The organism is Candidatus Pantoea bituminis (genome assembly GCF_018842675.1).
In the GTDB taxonomy this organism is placed as follows: domain Bacteria; phylum Pseudomonadota; class Gammaproteobacteria; order Enterobacterales; family Enterobacteriaceae; genus Pantoea; species Pantoea phytostimulans.
The window spans coordinates 980,322-1,002,182 of the sequence record NZ_JAGTWO010000004.1; the positions used below are offsets into that span (position 1 = coordinate 980,322).

The following is a 21,861-nucleotide window of genomic DNA, read 5'->3' on the forward strand; positions in this document are numbered from 1 at the left end:
TTATTTCTGAGATTCAACAACCGTCGCTTTAACCTGCTGCGCCAGCTGCTTTTCATTGGTTTTCTTATAACGTCCGGCGATAAACGAGCAGACCATTAACTGCACCTGATGGAAGATCATCAGCGGCAGCACAATCATTCCTATTGCGCTGGCCGGGAACAGAATATTGGCCATTGGCACACCGTTCGCCAGGCTCTTTTTCGAACCACAGAACAACACTACAATTTCGTCGGCACGGCTGAAGCCAAACAGGCGTGACGCTAAGTAGTTGATCAGCAGTGCAAAGAACAGCAGCAGCACACAACCTGCAAGGATCCACAGCAGCGTATCAATACCCACGCGATGCCAAATGCCGTTTACAACCGCTTCACTGAAGGCGGAGTAGACGACCAACAAGATGGATGTCTGGTCAGTTTTTCCAATCAAACTACGATGTTTTTCGACCCAACCCGCAATCCAGCGACGCGACAGATGACCTAACACGAACGGTACCAGCAGCTGCAACATGATTTTGCCAATCTGTTCCAGACCGTCGGTTGGCGCGCTGCTGTGAACATCCATCACCAAATTCACCAACAGCGGGGAGATAAAGACACCCAGTAAACTGGACGCTGATGCGCTGCAAACCGCTGCAGCCACGTTGCCGCCCGCCATGGAAGTAAAGGCGATGGCCGACTGCACTGTTGCCGGCAGAATACATAAATATAAGAAGCCGGTATAAATTTCTGGACCGACATTGACCGGATGCCACCACACCAGCAGTAAACCGAGAACAGGAAATAACACAAAAGTGCTACACATGATCCACAGGTGAAGCTGCCAGTGGCTGCTACCCGCAATAATTTTTTCACGTGAGAGTTTCGCGCCGTGCATAAAGAACAACAGGGCGATTGCGGCGGTGGTCAGGTATTCAAAGAAATCAACAAAGCCTCCTTTTGCCGGTAAGAAAGAGGCGAGCAGCACGGTGATGATGAGTTTGATCATCATCGGGTCGATGCGTAAAAATCCCATTGTTAAAACTCGGTTAAAATTACAATGAACCGATTGTGCGATAACTGGGTTTAGAAATAAAATTGATTTATTGCATCAATCTATGAGTAATTTCGATGAATTACACATTACGTCAACTTCGCACCTTCGTCGCTGTTGCCCATCACGGCGGATTTAGTCAGGCGGGACAGGCGATCGGACTGAGCCAGTCTGCAGTGAGCCACAGCATTAAGGAATTAGAAGCAGAAATTGGTGTGCGTTTGCTGGACCGTACCACGCGTGAGGTTAAGTTGACTGAGGCGGGACACCAACTGGCTTCACGCATGGAGCGCTTGCTGGAAGAGATGAATACGACGCTGTTAGATATTCGCAGTTATGGCGAGCAACGTAGTGGAACTGTACGCATAGCCGCTAGCCAAACTATCTCCGCGCATTTGATGCCGCAATGCCTGGCATCGAGTCAGGAAAACTTTCCTGACATCAAAGTGATCCTTCATGACCGCGTGCAACAATGGGTTTTACAAAGTGTTCGTAATGCAGAAGTTGATTTCGGTATTGTTATTGGTCCGCTTAACGATGCGGATTTTAGCTGTCTGGCGATTCTTGATGAACCTTTCTTATTACTGTGCCGCAATGACGATCCACTTGCGAGTGTTGAACAAGCGCAGTGGGCGATGCTCAATCAGCGCGTAATGGTATTGCAGGATTATGCCTCGGGAAGTCGTGTGTTAATTGATGCAGCGCTGCGTACACAAGGTGTTGATGTCGAGGTAGTACAGGAGATTGGCCATCCCGCGACACTTTTCCCCATGGTAGAAGCAGGCATTGGCATTAGCATTTTGCCTGCACTTGCTTTGCCTTTACCCGCAGGACGTGCATTAACGGTACGACGCTTATATCCCGAGATTAATCGCAGCCTGACGCTCATTAAACGTAAAAACCGTTCGTTAACACCTGCGGCGGAAGCGATATGGCAAGAAGTGCGTCAGCAGGCCACGCTGCTGACGCAACAACGCGCGCTTAAGCCGGCGTTTTAAATGTAGACATCTATCTGATTACTGCTTGTCGGGCGATTTACACCGTCCGCCTTTATTTCACTGCTTTGCTTTGCACTGTCGGTTTGCTGCTGCGCTTGTTCAGCCTGTTTTTGCTCAAGCTGTGCAATTTGCGCTTCCAACATGGCAATTTGCGACTCATACATCTGCTCCATTTCAGATTTTTGTTCGTCAGTAAGATCCTGATTGTCAGATAACTCTTTTATCTGTTTGGTGACGCTTTGGATTTGTTTGTTCAACGCTGAGATTTGAGAGGTGACACTTCCACCACCACTGCTGCCGGTACTAACGGCACTGCTTAAAATGCCAGATATTGAGGACATGGTTTTCTCCTTGCAAATAGACATTATCGTTATCGGCGAGGGCGATCATGGCTTGAGTGCCTGGAGTGTTAAGATTTGGAAAAGGTGGGGAAGGGCGATTCAGTCGAACCTGCACAACCTGTACAGCAGAAACGAAAAAGCGCCTGAAAGGCGCTTTTCTCTGAATTGGTGGGTCGTGCAGGATAGGCCTCGGCCCATCCGGGGCCTCGCCCTGCGGGTGATGCTGACGCATCAGCCTGAATCGCTCCCGGCGATTCAGTCGAACCTGCTACAGGTTCTCATCCTGCACGTTTGAAACCTGTGCAGCAGAAACGAAAAAAGCGCCTGAAAGGCGCTTTTCTCTGAATTGGTGGGTCGTGCAGGATTCGAACCTGCGACCAATTGATTAAAAGTCAACTGCTCTACCAACTGAGCTAACGACCCGAAGTGGTGGGTGATGACGGGTTCGAACCGCCGACCCCCTCCTTGTAAGGGAGATGCTCTACCAACTGAGCTAATCACCCACTTCGGTACTGCTTAACAAGAGCGTCATCTGACTAAGATATGGTGGGTGATGACGGGTTCGAACCGCCGACCCCTCCTTGTAAGGGAGATGCTCTACCAACTGAGCTAATCACCCATATCTTATCTCTTGTTCACTGCGGGCCAACTCTAAACGTTAATTAAAGAGTGGTGGGTGATGACGGGTTCGAACCGCCGACCCCTCCTTGTAAGGGAGATGCTCTACCAACTGAGCTAATCACCCCCGCTGTGTGGAGTCGCATTATAGGGATAGTTGATTTTGAGTCAACGGTTTTTAAAACTTAAATGTTCGTTCGGTTTAAATTTAAACATCCTGGAGCGCTTTTAGCCAATGTGCTGGTTTTATTAGCAGAAAGGAACCCTTTCATCAGGCCCAGTTAGCTCGCATGCATTGAGGATTCACCACCAGATGCTAGAATGTGCGCACTGTTTTTCGCGTCTAACCCGTTTTTTGTCATTCAGACAGAGAACCCGCGCATTTAAGGCAATACTCAATGAAAATCAAAACTCGCTTCGCGCCAAGCCCGACCGGCTATTTACATGTGGGCGGCGCTCGTACCGCACTCTATTCCTGGCTTTTTGCTCGTCATAACCAAGGCGAGTTTGTTCTGCGTATCGAAGATACCGATCTTGAGCGTTCAACGCCGGAAGCCATCGAAGCTATTATGGATGGTATGAACTGGCTGAGCCTCGACTGGAATGAAGGCCCCTATTATCAGACCAAACGTTTTGACCGCTACAACGCGGTAATTGATGAAATGCTGGAAGCGGGCACGGCCTATAAATGTTACTGCTCGAAAGAGCGTCTGGAAGCGCTGCGTGAAACGCAAATGGCGAACGGTGAAAAACCGCGTTACGACGGCCGCTGCCGCGACAGTCATGATCATCACGCTGCGGATGAACCTTGCGTAGTGCGTTTCCGCAATCCACAAGACGGCTCAGTGATCTTTGACGATCAGATTCGTGGACCGATTGAGTTCAGTAATCAGGAGCTGGACGACCTGATCATTCGTCGTACTGACGGATCACCGACTTATAACTTCTGTGTGGTGGTAGATGATTGGGATATGGGGATCACGCACGTTATTCGCGGTGAAGATCATATCAACAATACGCCACGCCAAATCAATATTCTGAAAGCGATTGGCGCAGAAGTACCTGTTTATGCGCACGTATCAATGATCCTGGGCGACGACGGTAAAAAACTGTCAAAACGTCACGGTGCTGTGGGTGTTATGCAATACCGCGATGATGGCTATCTGCCTGAAGCGCTGCTCAACTATCTGGTGCGCCTGGGATGGTCACATGGCGATCAGGAAATTTTCAGCATTCCAGAGATGAAAGAGCTGTTTACTCTGGATGCTGTTAGCAAATCAGCGAGCGCTTTCAATACGGAAAAGCTCCAGTGGCTGAATCACCATTATATTAATACGCTGGCGCCAGAATATGTGGCGACACATCTGCAATGGCATATTGAAGAGCAGAAAATTGATACGCGTACCGGCCCTGAACTGGCGAAACTGGTGACGCTGCTGGGTGAGCGTTGCAAGACGCTAAAAGAGATGGCGGCCACTTGCCGTTATTTCTATGAAGATTTCGCTGAGTTTGATGCTGATGCTGCCAAAAAACACCTGCGTCCGGTAGCGCGTCAGCCGCTGGAAGTGGTTCGCGATAAACTGGCTGCTATTAGCGACTGGAATGCTGAGAATGTCCATCAGGCGATTCAGGATGCCGCTGATGAACTGGAAGTAGGTATGGGCAAAGTAGGTATGCCGCTGCGTGTCGCTGTTACTGGCGTGGGCCAATCACCGGGTCTTGATGTGACCGTAGAAGCGATTGGTCGTAGTCGTAGCGTAGAGCGTATCGAAAAAGCACTGGCCTTTATTCGTGAGCGCGAGGCACAAGCCTAAAAATAAAGCCGGAAGCATCATGCTTCCGGCTTCTTTCACTCTTCGCTAATTCCAAGACGCTGCAAAACGCCTTTTATTCCTTCCCGCAAAATCAATGCAGCTAACATATCTTGTTCAATTGACGTCATTTGCTGGACAGAACTTATTAATAACGCAGGTAATGAATTAGGTTGAGCACCATAAATGGCGGCGGGCTCATTCAGGTTACGTGTTGACTGGATAAAGCTTTTAACGCGTTCATCAATATGAATCAATCGCGCCTTACCGCCTTGTACACCCGGCTTTGGTGTAGTGGTCCAGTTCTCACGCTTGATCCATTTATTCACCGTCTGCCGACTGTAACCCGTTTCAACTGCAAGCTCTTCGGGGGTTAGCCATTCCTTTTTCACGATGCTGTCCCTGTTCAATACATTAGCTCTACATATTACAGCAAATCGTAACGTGTGAAAGTAACTCAAGAGGAAATTGCCTTTTGCCTGTCGACAAAAGGCAGGAATATTTATTGAGCAGCGCTGGCTTGCTCGCTAGCAGGGCGGAAAGCAAGGAAATAAGTGAGGCCAACGAAAATTGCACCCCCTACGCCATTACCCAAAAACACGGCAATAAAGTTAGGGAAATATTCAGCCCAGCTCATCTGTCCTGCAAAGATAGCCGCAGGAATGATAAACATGTTGGCGACAACGTGTTGGAAACCGATGGCGACAAATGCCATGACCGGAAACCACATGCCAAAGATTTTGCCCACAACATCTTTGCTGGCAAAAGCCAACCAGACAGCAAGACACACCAGCCAGTTACAACCGATACCAGAAATAAAGGCGTGCAGAAAATCAGCATTGGCCTTCGCTGTGGCGATGGCGACGGTTTTCTTTAAATAGTCGCCCTCAGTCATGCCAAGCATGTGACCAAAGAACCAGGCAACCGCAACGCTGCCAAGGAAATTGGCCAGCGTCACCCACAACCAGTTACGCAGTACGCTGGCTAAGCTAATACGGCGAGCGAACCACGCCATTGGCAGCAGCATCATGTTGCCGGTTAACAGTTCTCCGCCCGCCAACACCGTCAGAATCAATCCTACCGGGAAGACGGCTGCGCCTAAAAAGCCGCCGAACGAACCCCAATCTGCGGGTAAAGAGTTAATAACATGCAGATCAAGTAGAAAACCGGTGGCGATGAAGGCCCCAGCCATGAAACCTAAAAGCATTAAGGTACTGAAGGATGCACGGCTTTTAACCACGCCGGCTTGAATCGCCAGTTGAGCGATCTCTTTTGGTGTATGCAGCGACATATTATCTCAATCGTTTTTTGAATAGTGGAGCGTCAAACGCCTGGTAGAAGCGCGGTGCACAGGAAGATTTCCCCGCAGCCGCTTAATTAGCACGCTAAGTTTCACATGTCATTTCGGTGAAAACAAGAAAATTCCCATAACATATTTAACGGCTATTTAACTTGAGGTAGCTGGAATATTCTGTCTTTATTTGCAGTTATGTAAGCAGAAAATTGAGTGGAGTGAGGCGCTTACTGCAGCGGTAGCGCGCCATTGCGGGATGATTGCCGCCTTTTTCAGCGATCGAACACAGAAAGTGATTTTGCCGTTGACACTCCGAAGGGGTTTCATATTATGCCGTCCGTCGCTTCACGCGACAGTTTTTACGGCTCGGGGGTATAGCTCAGCTGGGAGAGCGCTTGCATGGCATGCAAGAGGTCAGCGGTTCGATCCCGCTTATCTCCACCAAACTTCTTCCCAAGAGTTTGGCGCGGTAAAAACGATGTTCAGATGTGGGGGTATAGCTCAGCTGGGAGAGCGCTTGCATGGCATGCAAGAGGTCAGCGGTTCGATCCCGCTTATCTCCACCAAACATTTAAGCCCTGATTTCTCAGGCATTTCAAAAAATATCTTTAAAAAAGGCGACATTGCTGCCGCCCCTGTTGTGATATCTCTTTTTTGCGCCATATCGTTACGCTGGCACACCTTCCTGCTGAACTTTCAATACGCGGAATCCGTGTGTTCCATCACGATCTAACTGCGCAACCAAACCATATTCCCAGTCTAAATAAGCCTGCATGACGGCGGGTTCGATATCGGTGCCTTCATAAGGACGACGATAGCGATCAATTGCCGGTGATAACAGGTTTTGCTCACCCGTTTCGGTAGGTAAATTGGCGTTGCGCCATGCCGCGTTTCCGCCTTCCAGTACATAAACAGGTTTACCGGTGAGCGCTGCGACGTGATCTACTGCGTATCCTGCTAGCAGGCTACTGCCGCAGGTTAAAACATAACGATCAGCAGCGGGCAGTGCGCTGTTTCCCTGTTGCTGAAGCGTCGAGCGAAGCAACCAGGCGGCGCCAGGAATATGGCTTTTCACGTGATTAGCGCGGGTAGTGAAATCCAGTACCTGCGTATTGTTCTGCGCTAACCATTCGGAAAGCTGCGTAGGCGAGATAAATTCTGCCGCTGGTGCGGATGGAACCTGGGGTTGCCAGCCGCCTTGTTGGCTAAAGTCTTGTGCGGTTAATCCATCCAGCACGGCCACTTGCCAGCCCAGTTGCGCTAGCCACGATGCCGTCATATTGGCGCGAACACCTTCATCATCAAGCAGAACAATCCGCGCGCCCCGTACGCTAGCGTAATGATCGGTCTCCTGAATTAGCTGCCCACCAGGCACTGAACGACTGCCGGGCAGGTGACCAGCAGAAAACTCCTCGCCATCACGCACGTCAAACAGATAGGTGGTTGCCTCCTGCTGCCAGCGCGCCAGCGCGGATTTATCAAGACGTAAAACGCCTGCCTGATCGGCTACTCGTCGCGCCTGAGCTGCTGCTTGACGTTGCGCAGTATCGCTGGTGGCGCCATAACGTCGTGTTTGAGCGTGATCCAACGATAATCCTGCAAGCTTCCAGCCAATGGTGCCATTACGTAACGCAAATACCGGATTACGAATCCCGGCATTCACCAGTGATTGCGTTCCAATAATGCTGCGCGTTCGGCCAGCGCAATTCACAATCACCGTGGTAGCGGGTGAAGGGGCTAAATCTCGCACGCGCAGCACTAATTCCCCGCCCGGCACGCTTACACCGTCTGGAATACTCATGGTGTGATATTCGTCATAGCGGCGAGCATCCAGCACCACCACATCAGCCTTTTCGCGCAGCAGCGCATTGACATCTTCAGCCGCCAGCGAAGGCGTCTGGTTGTGATGCTCAACTAACTCACCAAACGCTTTACTCGGTGAATTGACATCAATAAACAGCTCGCCACCAGCAGCTTCCCAGCCGTCAAGATCGTCTTTTAGCAACGTAATATTGCTGTAGCCCCAACGTGTGACACGTTCTGCCGCCGCCTGGGCTAAGCCTTCGCCATTGTCATAAAGTGTGATGGCTGTATCACGACGAGGGATCCGATCGAGCCATTCCAGTTCCAGTTTGGATAGCGGCAGATTGACGGCAAACAGTGGATGACCTGTGGCATAAAGCGCTTCATCACGCACATCGACTAACGCAATTTCCTGCTGTTGGCGCAGTGCCTGGATAATGTCTGCGGCATCGCGCAGGGGAAAAGTCTGTTCAGCCATGTGAAAGGTCCCAAATATTAGGTAAGTAACGGTTGCTGTAGCCGGAGATAAACGTTTTTTCGCTGCCATCTTCGCGATAGACCGCTCGCTTCACGGCACCAATGTTTGCGCCATAAACGTGAATGCTGATAGAAACGCGATCGTCGAATGCATTGCTCACGCGATGAATGTCACCCACGCGAGGTGATACGGCTTCAACCTGGCCTGGTTCAAGTCTCACCGGTACGCCTTCTTCCGCCAAACCATGCGGCGTAAGGCAAAAGGATTGTGAAACTTCTGCGCCACGCAGCATGCCAATCAAGCCCCAAACGCGATGATCGTGAATCGGCGTTTGCTGGCCTGGCCCCCAGACAAAGCTCACTACTGAAAATCGCTGCTGCGCATCTGCATGCAGCAAATATTGCTGATAATGTTCAGAATGGGGTTGAGTAAAGGTTTCATCCAGCCAGTCATCCTGTTGCAGCAGCGGACGCAACAGCTCGCTGCCTTTTTCCAGAATTTCTGCCTCCTGCGGCTGGCTATCCAGCAGGGCAGCAAGCTGTGCGACAAAGTCGCGTAAGCGGTGATGTTGTAATTCACTCACGATTTGTCTCCTGCAGCGTGTTTGGCAATTTGATTGGCTCCCGCTGACAGGCTGAAGTCAAACGCATCGCTGACATTAACCACGTGTGGCAACACGTCGTAGCGATGGAAGAAATCAGCAGATTTTTGCAGCGTAGGAATGAGTGATTGATCAAAAACCAGCGGTCGAATGCGCGCATCGGCAATCCAACTCTGCGTGATGCGGGTCGGCATATTCAAGGTTTTGCCCAGCACAATGGCAAACTGTTGCGGATGCTTTTCTGCCCAGACCTGCGCTTTCGCCAGGCGTGTGAGTAAGTCCGCAATCGCCTGGCGTTTTTCAGGATTGCTCAGCGCCTCTTTGCGCGCCAGCGCATAGGAATAGCCAGACATCACGCCTTTACCGCCGCCATTGGGTACGCGAACGGTGCCATCAACCTGGGTTGAAGTGGCAATATAGGGCTCCCAAGGCGCCCATGCCGAAACTGCACCGGAGGTCAGCGCGGCACGACCGTCAACCGGGCTCAAAAAGCGCAGCGTAACGTCCGAAGGTTTAAGTCCGGCGCGCTCCAGCAAACCAAGGATCAAGTAGTGCCCCCATCCGCCACGGTTTACCGCAATCTGCTTGCCTTTGAGATCCTGCAAGCTTTTGATACCCGCATCAGGACGGGTCAGCAGCGCAATGCTGTCGGGATTATTCTGCCAGGCGCCGACCGCTTTTACCGGCGCGCCCGCAGCATAAACAAACAAAAACGGTAAATCGCCGGTAAAGCCAACATCCAGTGCGCCAGCATTCAGCGCTTCCTGCACCGGCGCCCCAGAATCAAAGGCGGTGAGTTTCAATTCATAAGGAAGATTATCCAGCTCGCCAGAGGCTTTAAGCGCGGCGAAGCGATCGCCTTTTACATCGCCTAAGCGTAATGCCACTTTTTCCGCTGCAAACAGGGGATTCAGACTCAGTGCCAGCGTTAAACCAGCAAAAAGGGTCGCCCGTCGCATCAGGCGCTCCTTCTTTCGCTGCCCAACGCGGCAACTTTTTCGCGGGTTAGCGGAATCAGTTCACGACCATATTCCAATGCGTCATTCAGCGGATCGAAGCCGCGAATTAAGACGCTGTCGATGCCAAGGCGATAGTAATCCAGCAAAGCATCGGAAACCTGATCTGGCGTGCCGACCAGCGCCGTGGAGTTGTAGCCACCGCTTACCAGTTTTGCGATGCCGGTCCACAACACTTTATCGTGACGATCGCCCTGATTAGCGGCATTCAGCAAACGCTGTGCGCCAACGCTTTGTGGTTTCGGCAAGCCAAAGGTATAGCCGCTTTCTGCCAGCTGCAGACGCGCGGTTTCATGGATATGTTCGGCGCGCTCCCAGGCTTCTTTTTCCGTGCTGCCCAGTATCGGTCGAAACGAGATGTTAAATTTAATCTCGCGATGATGTTTTGCAGCAGCAGCGCGCACGCTGCGAACCGTTTCGGCTGCACCCGCCAGCGGTTCGCCCCATAAAGCAAAGACGTCTGCATGGCGTGAAGCGACATCAATCGCTTCATCAGAGGACCCACCAAAGTAAACCGGAAGATGATTCTGCACCGGTTTGATGGCTGAAAACGCCTTTTCAGCCTGATAGAAATGGCCGTCGTGATCGTAAGCTTCACCAGATGTCAGGCTCTGTTTCAGGACACTGAGAAATTCGTCAGTGCGTGCATAGCGTTCGGCTTTGTTGAGGTAATCACCGTCACGACGCTGTTCACTGTCGCTGCCACCGCTAATGATATGCACCGCCAGTCGTCCATCAGTCAGATGATCAAGCGTTGCCAACTTGCGTGCTGCCAGCGTGGGCGAGACAAAGCCGGGGCGATGCGCGAGCAAAAATTTAATGCGTGACGTATTAGCTGCCGCATGAGCGGTGACGAGGAAACCATCGGGTTGATCAGACCAATATCCAACCAGGATACGATCGAATCCAGCCTGCTCATGAGCGCGGGCAAAATCGGCGATATAGTTTTTATCGAACAGCGGTCCGCTGGCAGGAATGATTTCGGAAGCCAGGCGATGGCCAATCATACCGAGAAACTGAATGCTCATTTTTTCTCCTGATGTTAAGTCATGAAGAAAAATTACGGGCTGAGCGGCACAGGATGGAAATTCGTTATTGTGCAAAGGATTTGCGTTATCTGGCGAAAGGCGGCGTGCGGCGGCGGGAGAACGTTTACAGCGGTTATAACCGATGGGAATAACTCAGAAGAAAGGGCGAGTCAGGCTCGCCCTTTGTCTTTATGAATCGAATTTTATGACCAAGCCAATACCAAACCGGCAATGGCGGCAGACAACACGCTGACCAGTGTTGAGCCGTACAGCAGCTTCAGGCCGAAGCGTGAAACCACATTACCTTGCTCTTCGTTCAGACCCTTAATGGCACCGGCTACAATCCCGATAGAGGAGAAGTTAGCGAAGGAAACCAGGAACACTGAAAGAATACCTTCTGAGTGCGGCGACAGCTGACCCGCCACTTTCTGCAGATCCATCATTGCCACAAACTCATTGGAAACCAGTTTGGTTGCCATGATGCTGCCCACTTGCAGCGCTTCCCCGAAGGCACACCCATCATCCAGGCAAACGGGAAGAAGACGTAACCCAACACACCCTGGAAGCTAATGCCGAAGATAAGATCAAACAATGCATTCAGGCCGGAAATCAGGGCGATAAAACCGATCAGCATCGCCGCGACGATAATCGCAACGCGGAAACCGGCGAGGATATATTCGCCCAACATTTCGAAGAAGCTCTGGCCTTTATGTAAATCCTGTAATTGCAGATCTTCTTCGCTGTCTATGCGGTACGGGTTAATCAGCGACAGCACGATAAAGGTGCTGAACATGTTAAGCACCAGCGCGGCCACCACATATTTTGGCTGCAGCATCGTCATGTACGCGCCGACGATTGACATCGACACAGTAGACATGGCTGTTGCTGCCATGGTGTACATGCGGCGTTGTGACATCTTGCCGAGAATATCCTTATAGGCGATGAAGTTTTCTGACTGTCCCAAAATCAGAGAGCTAACGGCGTTAAAGGATTCCAGCTTACCCATACCATTAACCTTTGACAGCACGGTACCGATGCCACGAATAACCCACGGCAGAATGCGGAAGTGCTGAAGAATACCGATCAGCGCAGAGATAAAGACAATCGGGCACAACACATTAAGGAAGAAGAAGGCGAGGCCTTTCTCACTCATGTTGCCAAAAACGAAGTTCGTCCCTTCTGCGGCGTATTTCAACAGATGGTCAAATATCCCGGCAAAACCTTGCACAAATCCAAGACCTGCTTCGGAGTTAAGGAAGAACCACGCCAGCAAGACTTCAATAACCAGAAGCTGAACGATGTAACGAATGCGAATACTTTTACGATCGTGGCTGACCAACAAGGCCAACACGCCGACTACCACTAGTGCTAAAAGAAAATGCAAAACAGGGGACATGTTTGCTCCAAATTTGAGGAGAGTTGTATTTTGCTGCGTATTCTATGTAACGCGTTACTTAAAAACGAGATCTGTACCACAATATAAGTATTCGCTATCACGCTATTTCTCAGAAAACTCTCACCGTTCACGTCTTGTTTACAAAAAGTACACAGCGAATATCCACAAACTTATTGTCTATAATTTGAACCGCGAGTAGAGTGAAACGGTTGTTCACATTTTATCAGGCACTTTCTTTGCCTCAAGGTATAGCAAAGGCTATACTTTATAGCACTATCTATTAGAACAATAATCATAACCAAATTTTAATGGTAAAGGCGGACCCGTAAACTGCACGGGTGAACTTACGTTCAGACAGGATAGAAATTATGTTTGAAAGCCGTGCCGCCGAGCGAGCCGCTCGCGGAGCAAGAAAAGTAAAACTTGCATTGTTAGGGCCCGCTTTTATCGCCGCTATTGGCTATATCGATCCGGGTAACTTTGCGACCAATATTCAGGCTGGTGCTGCCTATGGCTACAAATTGCTGTGGGTGGTGGTCTGGGCCAACATCATGGCGATGTTGATCCAGTTAATGTCAGCCAAGCTGGGCATCGCCACAGGTAAAAACCTGGCGGAGCACATCCGAGATCGCTTTCCCCGGCCTGCAGTCTGGTTTTATTGGGTGCAGGCGGAAATCATCGCCATGGCCACCGATCTGGCTGAATTTATCGGGGCAGCACTCGGCTTCAAATTATTATTAGGCATCTCGCTGATGCAAGGCGCGGTGCTCACCGGTATCGCCACCTTCCTGATATTGATGCTACAAAGCCGTGGGCAAAAACCGCTTGAGCTGGTGATTGGTGGCTTGCTGCTGTTTGTTGCAGCGGCCTATATCGTTGAGCTGTTCTTCTCGCAGCCCAAAGTCAGCGAACTGGTAATGGGGATGGCGCTGCCATCATTACCGACTTCTGATGCGGTATTCCTTGCGGCTGGCGTATTAGGCGCAACCATCATGCCGCACGTTATCTATCTGCATTCAGCCTTAACCCAAGGTGACACGCGCGGCACTAAAGGCGAGCGATATTCCTCAACTAAGTTAGATGTGGCGATTGCCATGACGATTGCCGGCTTTGTGAATCTGGCCATGATGGCGACGGCCGCGGCGGCATTTCACTTCAGCGGCCACAGCGGAATCGCCGATCTCGATCAGGCTTATCTCACGCTGCAACCGTTATTGGGCCATGCCGCAGCCACCGTTTTTGGTTTGAGTCTGGTGGCTGCCGGTCTTTCATCAACCGTGGTGGGAACACTGGCGGGGCAGGTGGTGATGCAAGGCTTTATCCGCTTCCACATTCCGCTGTGGGTGCGTCGTACCGTGACGATGTTACCCTCATTTATTGTGATTTGGGCGGGCTGGGATCCCACGCGCATTCTGGTATTCAGCCAGGTGCTGCTGAGTTTTGGTATCGCGCTGGCGCTGATTCCGCTGCTGTCATTTACCGGTAATCGCGAAATTATGGGCGATGAGATGGTGAATTCACGTTTGATGCAGAACGCCGGACGTTTAATCGTACTGCTGGTGGTGGCGTTGAATATCTATCTTTTGGTCGGTGAAGTGTTAGGTCTGTAGCCCTTCCGCCAAAACAAAAAAAGCCCGGTTATTGCTAACCGGGCTTTTTTTATTAATGACGATGGTCCCAATGATCGTGATGGTTATGACGATCGTGGCGGTCGTGATGATCACGACGATGCTCATGTTTCCAGCGGCGCTCACGCTCTTTTGCTTGCCAGTGGCGTTCGCGCTCCCTTTCTTGATGGCGACGCCACTCTTCATGTCGCCACCAGCGGCGATCATTATAGGAGTAACGATCGTTCCACCAGCGCGGTTCGCGCCAGCGACCACCGTCCCAAAAGTAACCGCGACGATCGCGATCGCCAAGATGCAGCGTGACGCCAGGCGCCAGGTCGATTGAAGCACTTGTTGCTTGAGCTGTGTGAATCGCCAGCGGCGACAGGCTTGCCAGCAAAGCGGCAAACAGAATTGCACGTTTCATAATTATCTCCTAATCAGTAGCTTGTGACCGCTACCGTGGCGCTATTCTGCCATTTTACTGCCAGCGTATCGTTTAGATTTTGTCTGAATGTTGTAGGGATAATCTTAATTGAGAATTTTCTGGCGGGGAATATGCCCGGTGAAAACCGGGCGAGAAAGCGGTTACACAAGATTTATTACGCTAAAGCAGCTTCAATCGCCGCCAGCTCTGCTTCGCTGAACTGACGTTGCGCTAACATCTCAACGGCATCGTCAATTTGCGCAGTTTTACTGGCGCCAATCAACACTGACGTCACGCTTTCATCACGCAGTACCCAAGCCAACGCCATCTGTGCCAGCTTTTGATCACGCTGCTGCGCCACCACATTCAGCTTGCGCACTTTTTCCATTTTCTCATCGGTCAGCTGGTTTTCCTGCAGGAATTTACTGCCGCTGGCAACGCGTGAATCTTCCGGGATGCCTTGCAAATAGCGATCGGTTAACACACCGCCCGCCAGCGGTGAAAAGGCGATACAGCCAACACCGTTATCTTTCAGCGTGTGCAGTAAACCTTGTTCCGGCGTACGTTCGAACATCGAATAGCGCGGCTGGTGAATCAGGCATGGCGTGCCGAGATCGCGCAAAATTGCAATGGCTTCAGCCGCGCGATCGGCGGGGTAATTCGAAATTGCGGCATACAGCGCTTTGCCTTGACGCACTACATGATCCAGTGCGCGCATCGTTTCTTCCAGTGGCGTTTCCGGGTCAGGACGGTGGTGATAAAAGATATCGACATATTCCAGCCCCATGCGCTTCAGGCTTTGATCAAGACTAGAAACCAGATATTTGCGTGATCCCCAATCGCCGTAAGGGCCATCCCACATGGTATAGCCCGCCTTGGTCGAGATAATTAATTCATCACGATAAGGTCGAAAATCTTCGCGCAGGATACGGCCAAAGTTCTCTTCCGCCGAACCCGGTGGTGGGCCGTAATTATTAGCCAGGTCAAAATGGGTGATGCCACGATCAAAAGCATGGCGCAGCAGCGCACGGCTATTATCGACGCGCGTACTGTCGCCAAAGTTATGCCATAACCCCAGCGAAATGGCTGGCAATTTGAGGCCGCTACGGCCGCTGCGGCGGTATTCCATCTGTTGATAACGATCGGGATGCGGGAAAGAGGTCATACAGCGTTCCTGTCTCAAACGAGATAATGAGCCGAAAGCATAGCAGTGTATACGTTTACACTTAGTCGCAACGCGTCATGGATCTCACATTTACGGAATTATCTGCCATCGTAACGTTAGCTTGCCAACTAATCCCCGGCGATGCGCGTCGAATTTCTCGCTGAATCAGCGTCATGTTGGATACTCAAAAGGACAATCTCCTAAAGGACGCCCTGATCATGACCTCTTTTACCGTTGGTGATTATTTACTGAAACGCCTGCAGGAGATGGGTGTAAACCATCTTTTGGCGTGCCAGGCGACTACAACCTGCAATTCCTTGATCGCGTCATCAGCCACCCTGAAATAGCCTGGGTTGGCTGCGCCAATGAACTTAATGCGGCCTATGCCGCCGATGGTTACGCACGTTGCAACGGCGCTGCGGCGTTACTGACGACTTTTGGTGTCGGTGAACTCAGCGCTATTAATGGCATTGCGGGGAGCTACGCAGAATACCTGCCGGTGATCCACATTGTTGGCGCACCTTCCAGCAAGGCACAGCAGCAGGGTGACTGCGTTCACCATTCGTTGGGTGATGGCGACTTTGGCCATTTCATTCGTATGGCGCAGGAAGTCTGCGTTGCCACCGCGCAGCTCAGTGCAGAAAACGCCACGGCAGAAATTGATCGGGTCATTATTAGCGCGATGCAGGCAAAGCGGCCGGGATATTTGATGTTGTCGGTGGATGTGGCACAAATCGACGTTGAACCGCCAACCCAGCCGCTGAATTTTACTCTTCAATCCTCACCGCAAGCACGCGTTGATTTCCAGTCAGCTGCGGAAACGTTGTTATCTTCAGCTCAGCGCGTCTCATTGTTAGCCGATTTTTTGGCGTTGCGCTGCCAGCAACAAGCTGCACTGGCTGATCTGCGCGCTGAACGCGCCATTCCTTGCGCCAGTTTGTTGATGGGTAAAGGGGTGCTGGATGAACAACAGTCCGGTTATGTCGGAACCTACGCAGGCAAAGCCAGCGAAGGCAACATCAGCGCATTAATTGAGCAGGTTGATGTCACGATCTGCGTTGGCGTGCGTTTTACCGATACCCTGACAGCAGGTTTTACCCAGCAGTTCACCGCTGAAAAGCTGATTGATTTGCAACTTGAAAGCGCCAGTGTGGCGGGACAACACTTCGCGATCGGCATGGATGAAGCGCTTGAAGTACTGCTCACGCTGTTTCAGCGTTATGCATCACGCTGGTCACTTGCGCCAGCGGCTTTACCCTGCATACCCGTTGAAGATGCGGCTTACATCAGCCAAAACGCGTTCTGGCGTGCGATGCAAACATTTATCCAGCCGGGCGACATTATCCTTGCTGATCAAGGCACCGCTGCTTTTGGTGCGGCTGCGTTGCGTTTACCTTCACAGGCGCAATTGCTGGTGCAGCCATTGTGGGGTTCAATCGGCTATACTTTACCGGCAGCTTTTGGCGCACAAACCGCCAAACCTGATCAGCGCGTTATCTTGATTATTGGTGATGGTTCGGCGCAGTTAACCATTCAGGAACTCGGTTCGATGCTGCGTGATAATCAGCAGCCGATCATTTTTCTACTGAACAATGAAGGTTATACCGTTGAGCGTGCAATTCATGGCGCAACACAACGTTACAATGATATCGCCCAGTGGAACTGGACGGCGCTGCCGCAAGCCCTTAGCCTGCACGGCCAGGCGCAGAGTTGGCGCATCAGTGAAACCGTACAGTTACAAGCAGTGATGGCGCGACTTGCCGAGCCGCAGCGGTTGACATTGGTGGAAGTCGTTATGCAGAAAGATGACCTGCCGCCCCTGCTGCGTAAAGTCACGGCGTGCCTGAATCAACGTAACAGCGGATAAGATTCAGAAAGTTGCCGCTGTGCACTGCGTGCTATCGCGGTTAGGCTGTGCATCACCTTGAGTTAGACGCTCACCTTTCCCACCGGTGAGCGTTGTTGTTTTATGGGCAGGATTTTATAGTGTCCTCCAACTCTTAAAGACCCCAAGCGGAGCAACAGAAGAATGACAACCTATGCCTTGGTCGGCGATGTCGGCGGCACAAATGCCCGTCTCGCCTTGTGTGAGGTGGAAAGCGGCAGCATCTCCCAGGCCAAAACATTCTCAACATCAGAATACGACAGCCTCGAAGCCGTCATCCGCCATTATCTTGATGAACAAAAGCAGGATATTAAAGATGGCTGTATTGCCATTGCCTGCCCCATTACCGATGACTGGGTTGAAATGACCAACCACGACTGGGCGTTCTCAACGCGCACGTTAAAAGAGAACATCGGTTTCGAACACCTTGAGATCATTAACGACTTTACCGCGGTATCGATGGCGATCCCGATGTTAAGCGCTGAAAACATGATTCAGTTTGGCGGCAAAGAACCGATCAAAGATAAGCCGATTGCGATTTATGGCGCAGGCACCGGTTTAGGTGTCAGCCATTTAGTCCACGTGGATAAACGTTGGGTTAGCCTGCCGGGCGAGGGCGGCCACGTCGATTTCGCGGCAAACAGTGAAGAAGAAGATCAAATTCTGGAAGTGCTGCGTGAAGAGTTGGGCCACGTTTCAGCCGAGCGCGTGCTCTCGGGCGCTGGCCTGGTGAATCTTTATCGCGCTATCGTGAAAGCGGATCATCGCGTACCGGAAAACCTGAAACCGAAAGATGTCAGCGAACGTGCCCTGGCCGACAGCTGCATTGATTGCCGTCGTGCATTGTCGCTGTTCTGCGTCATCATGGGCCGTTTTGGCGGTAACCTGGCATTGAACCTTGGCACTTTCGGTGGCGTGTATATCGCTGGTGGCATCGTGCCGCGCTTCCTTGAATTTTTCAAAGCGTCTGGCTTCCGCGCCGCGTTTGAAGACAAGGGTCGCTTCCGCGATTACGTTGCGGATATCCCCGTCTACATGATCACCCACGATCAGCCGGGCTTGTTAGGCGCAGGCGCGCATTTGCGTCAGACGCTGGGACGCGAGCTTTAACGTTTTAAAACGGCCTGCGGGCCGTTTTTTTCGCTATAAACGCATCAGTTGGCGGAAGGTTTTCACCTTGCTGCGGCTCACCGGCACCTGAAATTCAAGATCGCGCAGTTTCAGCAGATAGGTATTGTTGAACCACGGCTCAATCTCACGAATCTTATTGAGATTCACACAGTAAGAGCGGTGGCAGCGGAAAAACTGTTGCTCGGGCAGGCGGGAACAAAATTCACTGATGTTCATCGACATCACATAGGCTTCGCGTCGGGTATAAACAAACGTCAATTTTTCATGCGCTTCGACGTAATAAATATCATTGACGTCAGTAACGATGATGCGCTCATCCTTTTGCAAATTTACGGTCTGCGAGACATGGGCGGCAGGCGTTTGCGTATGCTGCTGTTGCCAGGTCGCCTCCAGCTTGCTGAGCATAGTGACAATGCGTGATTCGTGATAGGGCTTAAGAATGTAGTCAAAAGCCTCAAGTTCGAACGCCTCCACAGCATGTTCTTTCCAGGCAGTAATAAAAACAATCAACGGTTTATGGGCGAATTGATTAATATTCTTCGCCAGCAACATACCGTCCAGCGACGGGATATTGATGTCGAGAAAGATCACATCAACGCGATGTTGTTGCAGGTATTTCAGGACATCCAGTCCATCATCAAAACAGGCTTCAATGTGAATTTGGCTGTGTTGCTGAATCATCCAGCTTAACTCTTGCTGGGCCAAAAATTCATCTTCAACGATGATCGCTTTCACGCAAGGCTCCCCACCAGTAACTGGCCGTTTTTACTCAAGGTGAAAGAAATTTCTGTGCCGGGTTGGTGGCGCACAAGGGTTAATCCCTGACCGGATAACAGCTTTACGCGGTGATGCACATTAAGCAGGCCAATCTTATTTCCAGGCATCTCATCACGTGCCACTCGCGCTATCACATCGTCACTGATTCCTTGTCCGGTATCGCGCACTGAAATACGTACCCGATCGCCTAAATCCCTGACGCTTAGCGTGACCACACCTTTGCCTTTACAGGGCTGAATACCGTGTACGATGGCATTTTCCACCAGCGGCTGAATCAGCAGGCTCGGCAGCGAAAAGTGCAAATCCTCATCGACGTCATAAATCATGGTGAGCTTGTCACCAAAGCGTGCCTGCTCTATCGCAATGTAATCTTTGACCTGCCACAACTCTTTTTTAATATCGATGATTTCGTCGTCATTAAGCTCAAGGTTGTAACGCAAATAGCGCGAAAGGTTGATCACCAACTGGCGCGCCGTATCGGGATTTAAGCGAATGGAAGAGGAGATTGCGTTCAGTGCGTTAAACAGAAAATGGGGATTTATTTTACTCTGCAAAGCACGCAGTTCCGCTTTATTGGCCATCTCACGTAGCTGTTCGGCGCGTGACACTTCTAATTGCGTAGAGATGATTTGCGACAGGCCAATCGCCATCTCTTTTAACGATCCCGTAATGCGGTGAGCGCGGCGATAGTAGATTTTCAGCGTGCCGGTGACTTTGCCCTTCTCCCACAGTGGGATCACAATCATCGAATGAATGTCTTTGGTTCGATGCGCTTCATCGTTGTTTCTGATGATTATTTTTCCGCTGGCAATGGCCTGTGCAGTGGTGGGGCTGATGTCATCGTCGCCGTGCTGATAGTTTTTTCGCCATAACCGACATAGGCCAGAATCTGCTGTTTGTTGGTCATTGCCACCGCATCTGCTTTGATATCACGTCGAATAATATCGCAAACTTTACGCAATGATTCGCTGTTTACCTGACGAAACAGCGGCAAGGTTTTATTGGCGATATCCAGCGCCAGCTTGGCCTGCCGTGCGGCGATTGCCTCTTTTTCACCTTCGACGCTTTGCACCAGCAACACGATCAAGCCAATGCTGGAGGCACCTAAAATCATCGGTAGCGCGATTTCAGATACAATCGCTAAACCAACAGATGTGGGGCGCGCCCACAGCACGATCAAAAGCATCGTCAGGCTTTCGCACAGCATGCCGCCAAGAATACCGACGCGCCAGCGATGCTCTTTTAACACCCGATGATTAATGCCGCCAGCCACAACTCCGGCAATGATGCTGGTAATGAGGCAAGGCACCGAGGTCACGCCGTGGATATCGATCAGGAAGCGATGCAAACCCGCGATAATACCGGTGGCGATGCCGACCCAAGGACCAAACAGAATGCCGCCGGCCATCACCGCTATCACGCGGACATTGAGCAGTGAACCGTCTACCTCAACGGCTGACCAGGTGCTGAATAGCGCAAACAGTGAAAAGATGCCGGTGACTGCTACTTTCTCCAGCGGCGTGTGTTCATCTTTTTGCAGCAATTGGCGAAAAAGGCGAGTGCGCGTCAGAAAAAACAGGCAGATCAACATCAATGCGGCACGATCAAACACCGCCAGCAACATCGTGAAGTGGGAAGACACAGGCGACTCTTGGTAGGAAAAGGTGATAGCCATGATAAAAAATGTGATCGCGATCCGCTAGCAGCGATCAACGTTAAGCGCGATGTTTCTTCGCCAGATCAATTTATCTGCTTAAAAATCACAAAAGAGGAAAGGTTGAGTGATAAAAAGGGGATCTGTTTTTCATGTGCGAGACGCTGGTTGTCAATCAACCGGTTTGCTATGTTGCCAGGACAAAGCGTGCCAGTAACCACTAACTCGCCGCGAACGGGAGCAGAGTAATGCACTTAACCACATCCAGATTAATTTTAAGTACGTTGAAGTCTGAAGACTGGCAGCTGTTTCGCGCCGTACATGAAGACCACACCACCATGACGTGGGTGAGTGAAATTCCTGATGAGGCCGACCTGCGCCAGCGTTTTCACGAGCGCCTCGCACCATGGCAAACCACCAGTTTTCACATGTTGTGTCTGGTCGCGCGGCGGCGCGATAACGGTGAAGCTATTGGCCTGTTTGGCTGTAGCCCGGAATGGGCGCCTTATCGTCAGGCGGAAGTGGGCTACATGCTGTTAAGCCGTCATTGCGGCCAGGGTTTTGGCAGTGAAGCGCTGGCGGCGCTGTGTGAGTTTTTGCTCAGAGCTGATTTTCACAAACTCAAGGCGATGGTGATTGAGGGCAACTGGCCGTCGCGGCGGATTCTGGAAAAAAACGGTTTTCAGCTTGAAGGTACTCTGCGGGATAATTATCTGCTAAACGGTCGTTGGGTAAACGATTGGGTGCTGGGTCGGCTGAATCAGGAAAAATAAAATAATTTTCTGCGGCTCTCGACAAACTT

The 21,861-nt window shown here is 51.1% G+C and carries 16 protein-coding genes, 6 tRNA genes, 1 other RNA gene and 3 pseudogenes; 8 read left to right on the forward strand and 18 right to left on the reverse strand.

Annotation, left to right across the window (positions count from 1 at the left end; genetic code table 11):
- Positions 1–1,011: a bile acid:sodium symporter family protein gene (locus tag KQP84_RS08375; RefSeq protein ID WP_215845971.1), complete on the reverse strand. Its 1,011-nt coding sequence runs from the start codon at positions 1,009–1,011 to the stop codon at positions 1–3.
- Positions 1,012–1,106: 95 nt separating this feature from the next.
- Here KQP84_RS08375 and KQP84_RS08380 point away from each other — a divergent pair, with 95 nt between their 5' ends.
- A complete protein-coding gene (locus KQP84_RS08380) occupies positions 1,107–2,027 on the forward strand; it encodes a LysR family transcriptional regulator (protein WP_215845972.1) in 921 nt (306 codons plus the stop codon).
- Here the strand turns inward: KQP84_RS08380 and KQP84_RS08385 are convergent.
- From KQP84_RS08385 to KQP84_RS08410, 6 genes are all read right to left on the reverse strand, one after another.
- Positions 2,024–2,368 carry a FlxA-like family protein gene (locus KQP84_RS08385; RefSeq protein WP_215845973.1) on the reverse strand — a complete coding sequence of 115 codons (345 nt, stop codon included), beginning with the start codon at positions 2,366–2,368 and terminating at the stop codon, positions 2,024–2,026. The genes KQP84_RS08380 and KQP84_RS08385 overlap by 4 nt on opposite strands.
- A 166-nt stretch (positions 2,369–2,534) precedes the next feature.
- A non-coding RNA gene (locus KQP84_RS08390) (RtT sRNA) lies at positions 2,535–2,671 on the reverse strand.
- 44 nt (positions 2,672–2,715) lie between these two features.
- Positions 2,716–2,791 (reverse strand) — tRNA-Lys (locus KQP84_RS08395).
- A gap of 4 nt (positions 2,792–2,795) precedes the next feature.
- Positions 2,796–2,871, reverse strand: a tRNA-Val gene (locus tag KQP84_RS08400).
- Positions 2,872–2,912: 41 nt separating this feature from the next.
- Positions 2,913–2,987 (reverse strand) — tRNA-Val (locus KQP84_RS08405).
- A gap of 51 nt (positions 2,988–3,038) precedes the next feature.
- Positions 3,039–3,113, reverse strand: a tRNA-Val gene (locus KQP84_RS08410).
- Between the two features lie 271 nt (positions 3,114–3,384).
- Between KQP84_RS08410 and gltX the strand changes: the two genes are divergently transcribed.
- Positions 3,385–4,800 (forward strand): glutamate--tRNA ligase, encoded by a 1,416-nt coding sequence (gltX, locus tag KQP84_RS08415; protein ID WP_215845974.1) that lies wholly within the window; start codon positions 3,385–3,387, stop codon positions 4,798–4,800.
- Positions 4,801–4,835: 35 nt separating this feature from the next.
- Here gltX and KQP84_RS08420 read toward each other — a convergent pair whose 3' ends face one another.
- Entirely contained in the window at positions 4,836–5,189 is a 354-nt protein-coding gene (locus KQP84_RS08420; RefSeq protein ID WP_215845975.1) for a YfeC-like transcriptional regulator, read from the reverse strand.
- Between the two features lie 110 nt (positions 5,190–5,299).
- Positions 5,300–6,088: a formate/nitrite transporter family protein gene (locus KQP84_RS08425; RefSeq protein WP_215845976.1), complete on the reverse strand. Its 789-nt coding sequence runs from the start codon at positions 6,086–6,088 to the stop codon at positions 5,300–5,302.
- Between the two features lie 371 nt (positions 6,089–6,459).
- On the opposite strand from KQP84_RS08425, the gene KQP84_RS08430 reads away from it, so the two are divergent.
- Together KQP84_RS08430 and KQP84_RS08435 are read left to right on the forward strand one after the other, a co-directional pair.
- A tRNA-Ala gene (locus KQP84_RS08430) sits at positions 6,460–6,535 on the forward strand.
- 46 nt (positions 6,536–6,581) lie between these two features.
- Positions 6,582–6,657 (forward strand) — tRNA-Ala (locus KQP84_RS08435).
- 101 nt (positions 6,658–6,758) lie between these two features.
- Here the strand turns inward: KQP84_RS08435 and KQP84_RS08440 are convergent.
- The 5 genes and pseudogenes from KQP84_RS08440 to KQP84_RS08460 form a co-directional block, all read right to left on the reverse strand.
- A complete protein-coding gene (locus tag KQP84_RS08440; RefSeq protein ID WP_215845977.1) occupies positions 6,759–8,372 on the reverse strand; it encodes a rhodanese homology domain-containing protein in 1,614 nt (537 codons plus the stop codon).
- Positions 8,365–8,955: a cysteine dioxygenase family protein gene (locus KQP84_RS08445; RefSeq protein WP_309140142.1), complete on the reverse strand. Its 591-nt coding sequence runs from the start codon at positions 8,953–8,955 to the stop codon at positions 8,365–8,367. The genes KQP84_RS08440 and KQP84_RS08445 overlap by 8 nt, the downstream gene beginning before the upstream one ends.
- Positions 8,952–9,932 (reverse strand): ABC transporter substrate-binding protein, encoded by a 981-nt coding sequence (locus KQP84_RS08450; protein WP_215845979.1) that lies wholly within the window; start codon positions 9,930–9,932, stop codon positions 8,952–8,954. Before KQP84_RS08450 ends, KQP84_RS08445 begins: the two co-directional genes overlap by 4 nt.
- Positions 9,932–11,017, reverse strand: a complete 1,086-nt coding sequence (locus tag KQP84_RS08455) for an LLM class flavin-dependent oxidoreductase (protein ID WP_215845980.1) — start codon at positions 11,015–11,017, stop codon at positions 9,932–9,934. Before KQP84_RS08455 ends, KQP84_RS08450 begins: the two co-directional genes overlap by 1 nt.
- 203 nt (positions 11,018–11,220) lie before the next feature.
- Positions 11,221–12,413: pseudogene (locus tag KQP84_RS08460) on the reverse strand (NupC/NupG family nucleoside CNT transporter).
- A 368-nt stretch (positions 12,414–12,781) separates the two neighbouring features.
- On the opposite strand from KQP84_RS08460, the gene KQP84_RS08465 reads away from it, so the two are divergent.
- The gene (locus KQP84_RS08465) at positions 12,782–14,023 is read left to right on the forward strand and encodes an Nramp family divalent metal transporter (RefSeq protein ID WP_215845981.1); all 1,242 of its coding nucleotides are present in this window, start codon (positions 12,782–12,784) and stop codon (positions 14,021–14,023) included.
- A 52-nt stretch (positions 14,024–14,075) separates the two neighbouring features.
- On the opposite strand, the gene KQP84_RS08470 is transcribed toward KQP84_RS08465, so the two are convergent.
- Complete coding sequence (locus tag KQP84_RS08470; protein ID WP_215845983.1) at positions 14,076–14,447, reverse strand: DUF2502 domain-containing protein; 372 nt, start codon at positions 14,445–14,447, stop codon at positions 14,076–14,078.
- Between the two features lie 175 nt (positions 14,448–14,622).
- Entirely contained in the window at positions 14,623–15,612 is a 990-nt protein-coding gene (mgrA, locus tag KQP84_RS08475; RefSeq protein ID WP_215845985.1) for an L-glyceraldehyde 3-phosphate reductase, read from the reverse strand.
- 218 nt (positions 15,613–15,830) lie between these two features.
- Here mgrA and KQP84_RS08480 point away from each other — a divergent pair.
- Both KQP84_RS08480 and glk read left to right on the forward strand, forming a co-directional pair.
- A pseudogene (locus KQP84_RS08480) lies at positions 15,831–17,479 on the forward strand (thiamine pyrophosphate-binding protein).
- 162 nt (positions 17,480–17,641) lie between these two features.
- Positions 17,642–18,607 (forward strand): glucokinase, encoded by a 966-nt coding sequence (gene glk, locus KQP84_RS08485; RefSeq protein ID WP_215845987.1) that lies wholly within the window; start codon positions 17,642–17,644, stop codon positions 18,605–18,607.
- A 33-nt stretch (positions 18,608–18,640) separates the two neighbouring features.
- Here the strand turns inward: glk and KQP84_RS08490 are convergent, their stop codons facing one another.
- A complete protein-coding gene (locus KQP84_RS08490; protein WP_215845988.1) occupies positions 18,641–19,363 on the reverse strand; it encodes a LytR/AlgR family response regulator transcription factor in 723 nt (240 codons plus the stop codon).
- Positions 19,360–21,029: pseudogene (locus tag KQP84_RS08495) on the reverse strand (LytS/YhcK type 5TM receptor domain-containing protein). Before KQP84_RS08495 ends, KQP84_RS08490 begins: the two are co-directional and overlap by 4 nt.
- A gap of 278 nt (positions 21,030–21,307) precedes the next feature.
- Here KQP84_RS08495 and KQP84_RS08500 point away from each other — a divergent pair.
- On the forward strand, positions 21,308–21,832 hold the full coding sequence (locus KQP84_RS08500) for a GNAT family N-acetyltransferase (RefSeq protein ID WP_215845990.1): 525 nt from the start codon (positions 21,308–21,310) through the stop codon (positions 21,830–21,832).
- Positions 21,833–21,861: the final 29 nt, after the last annotated feature.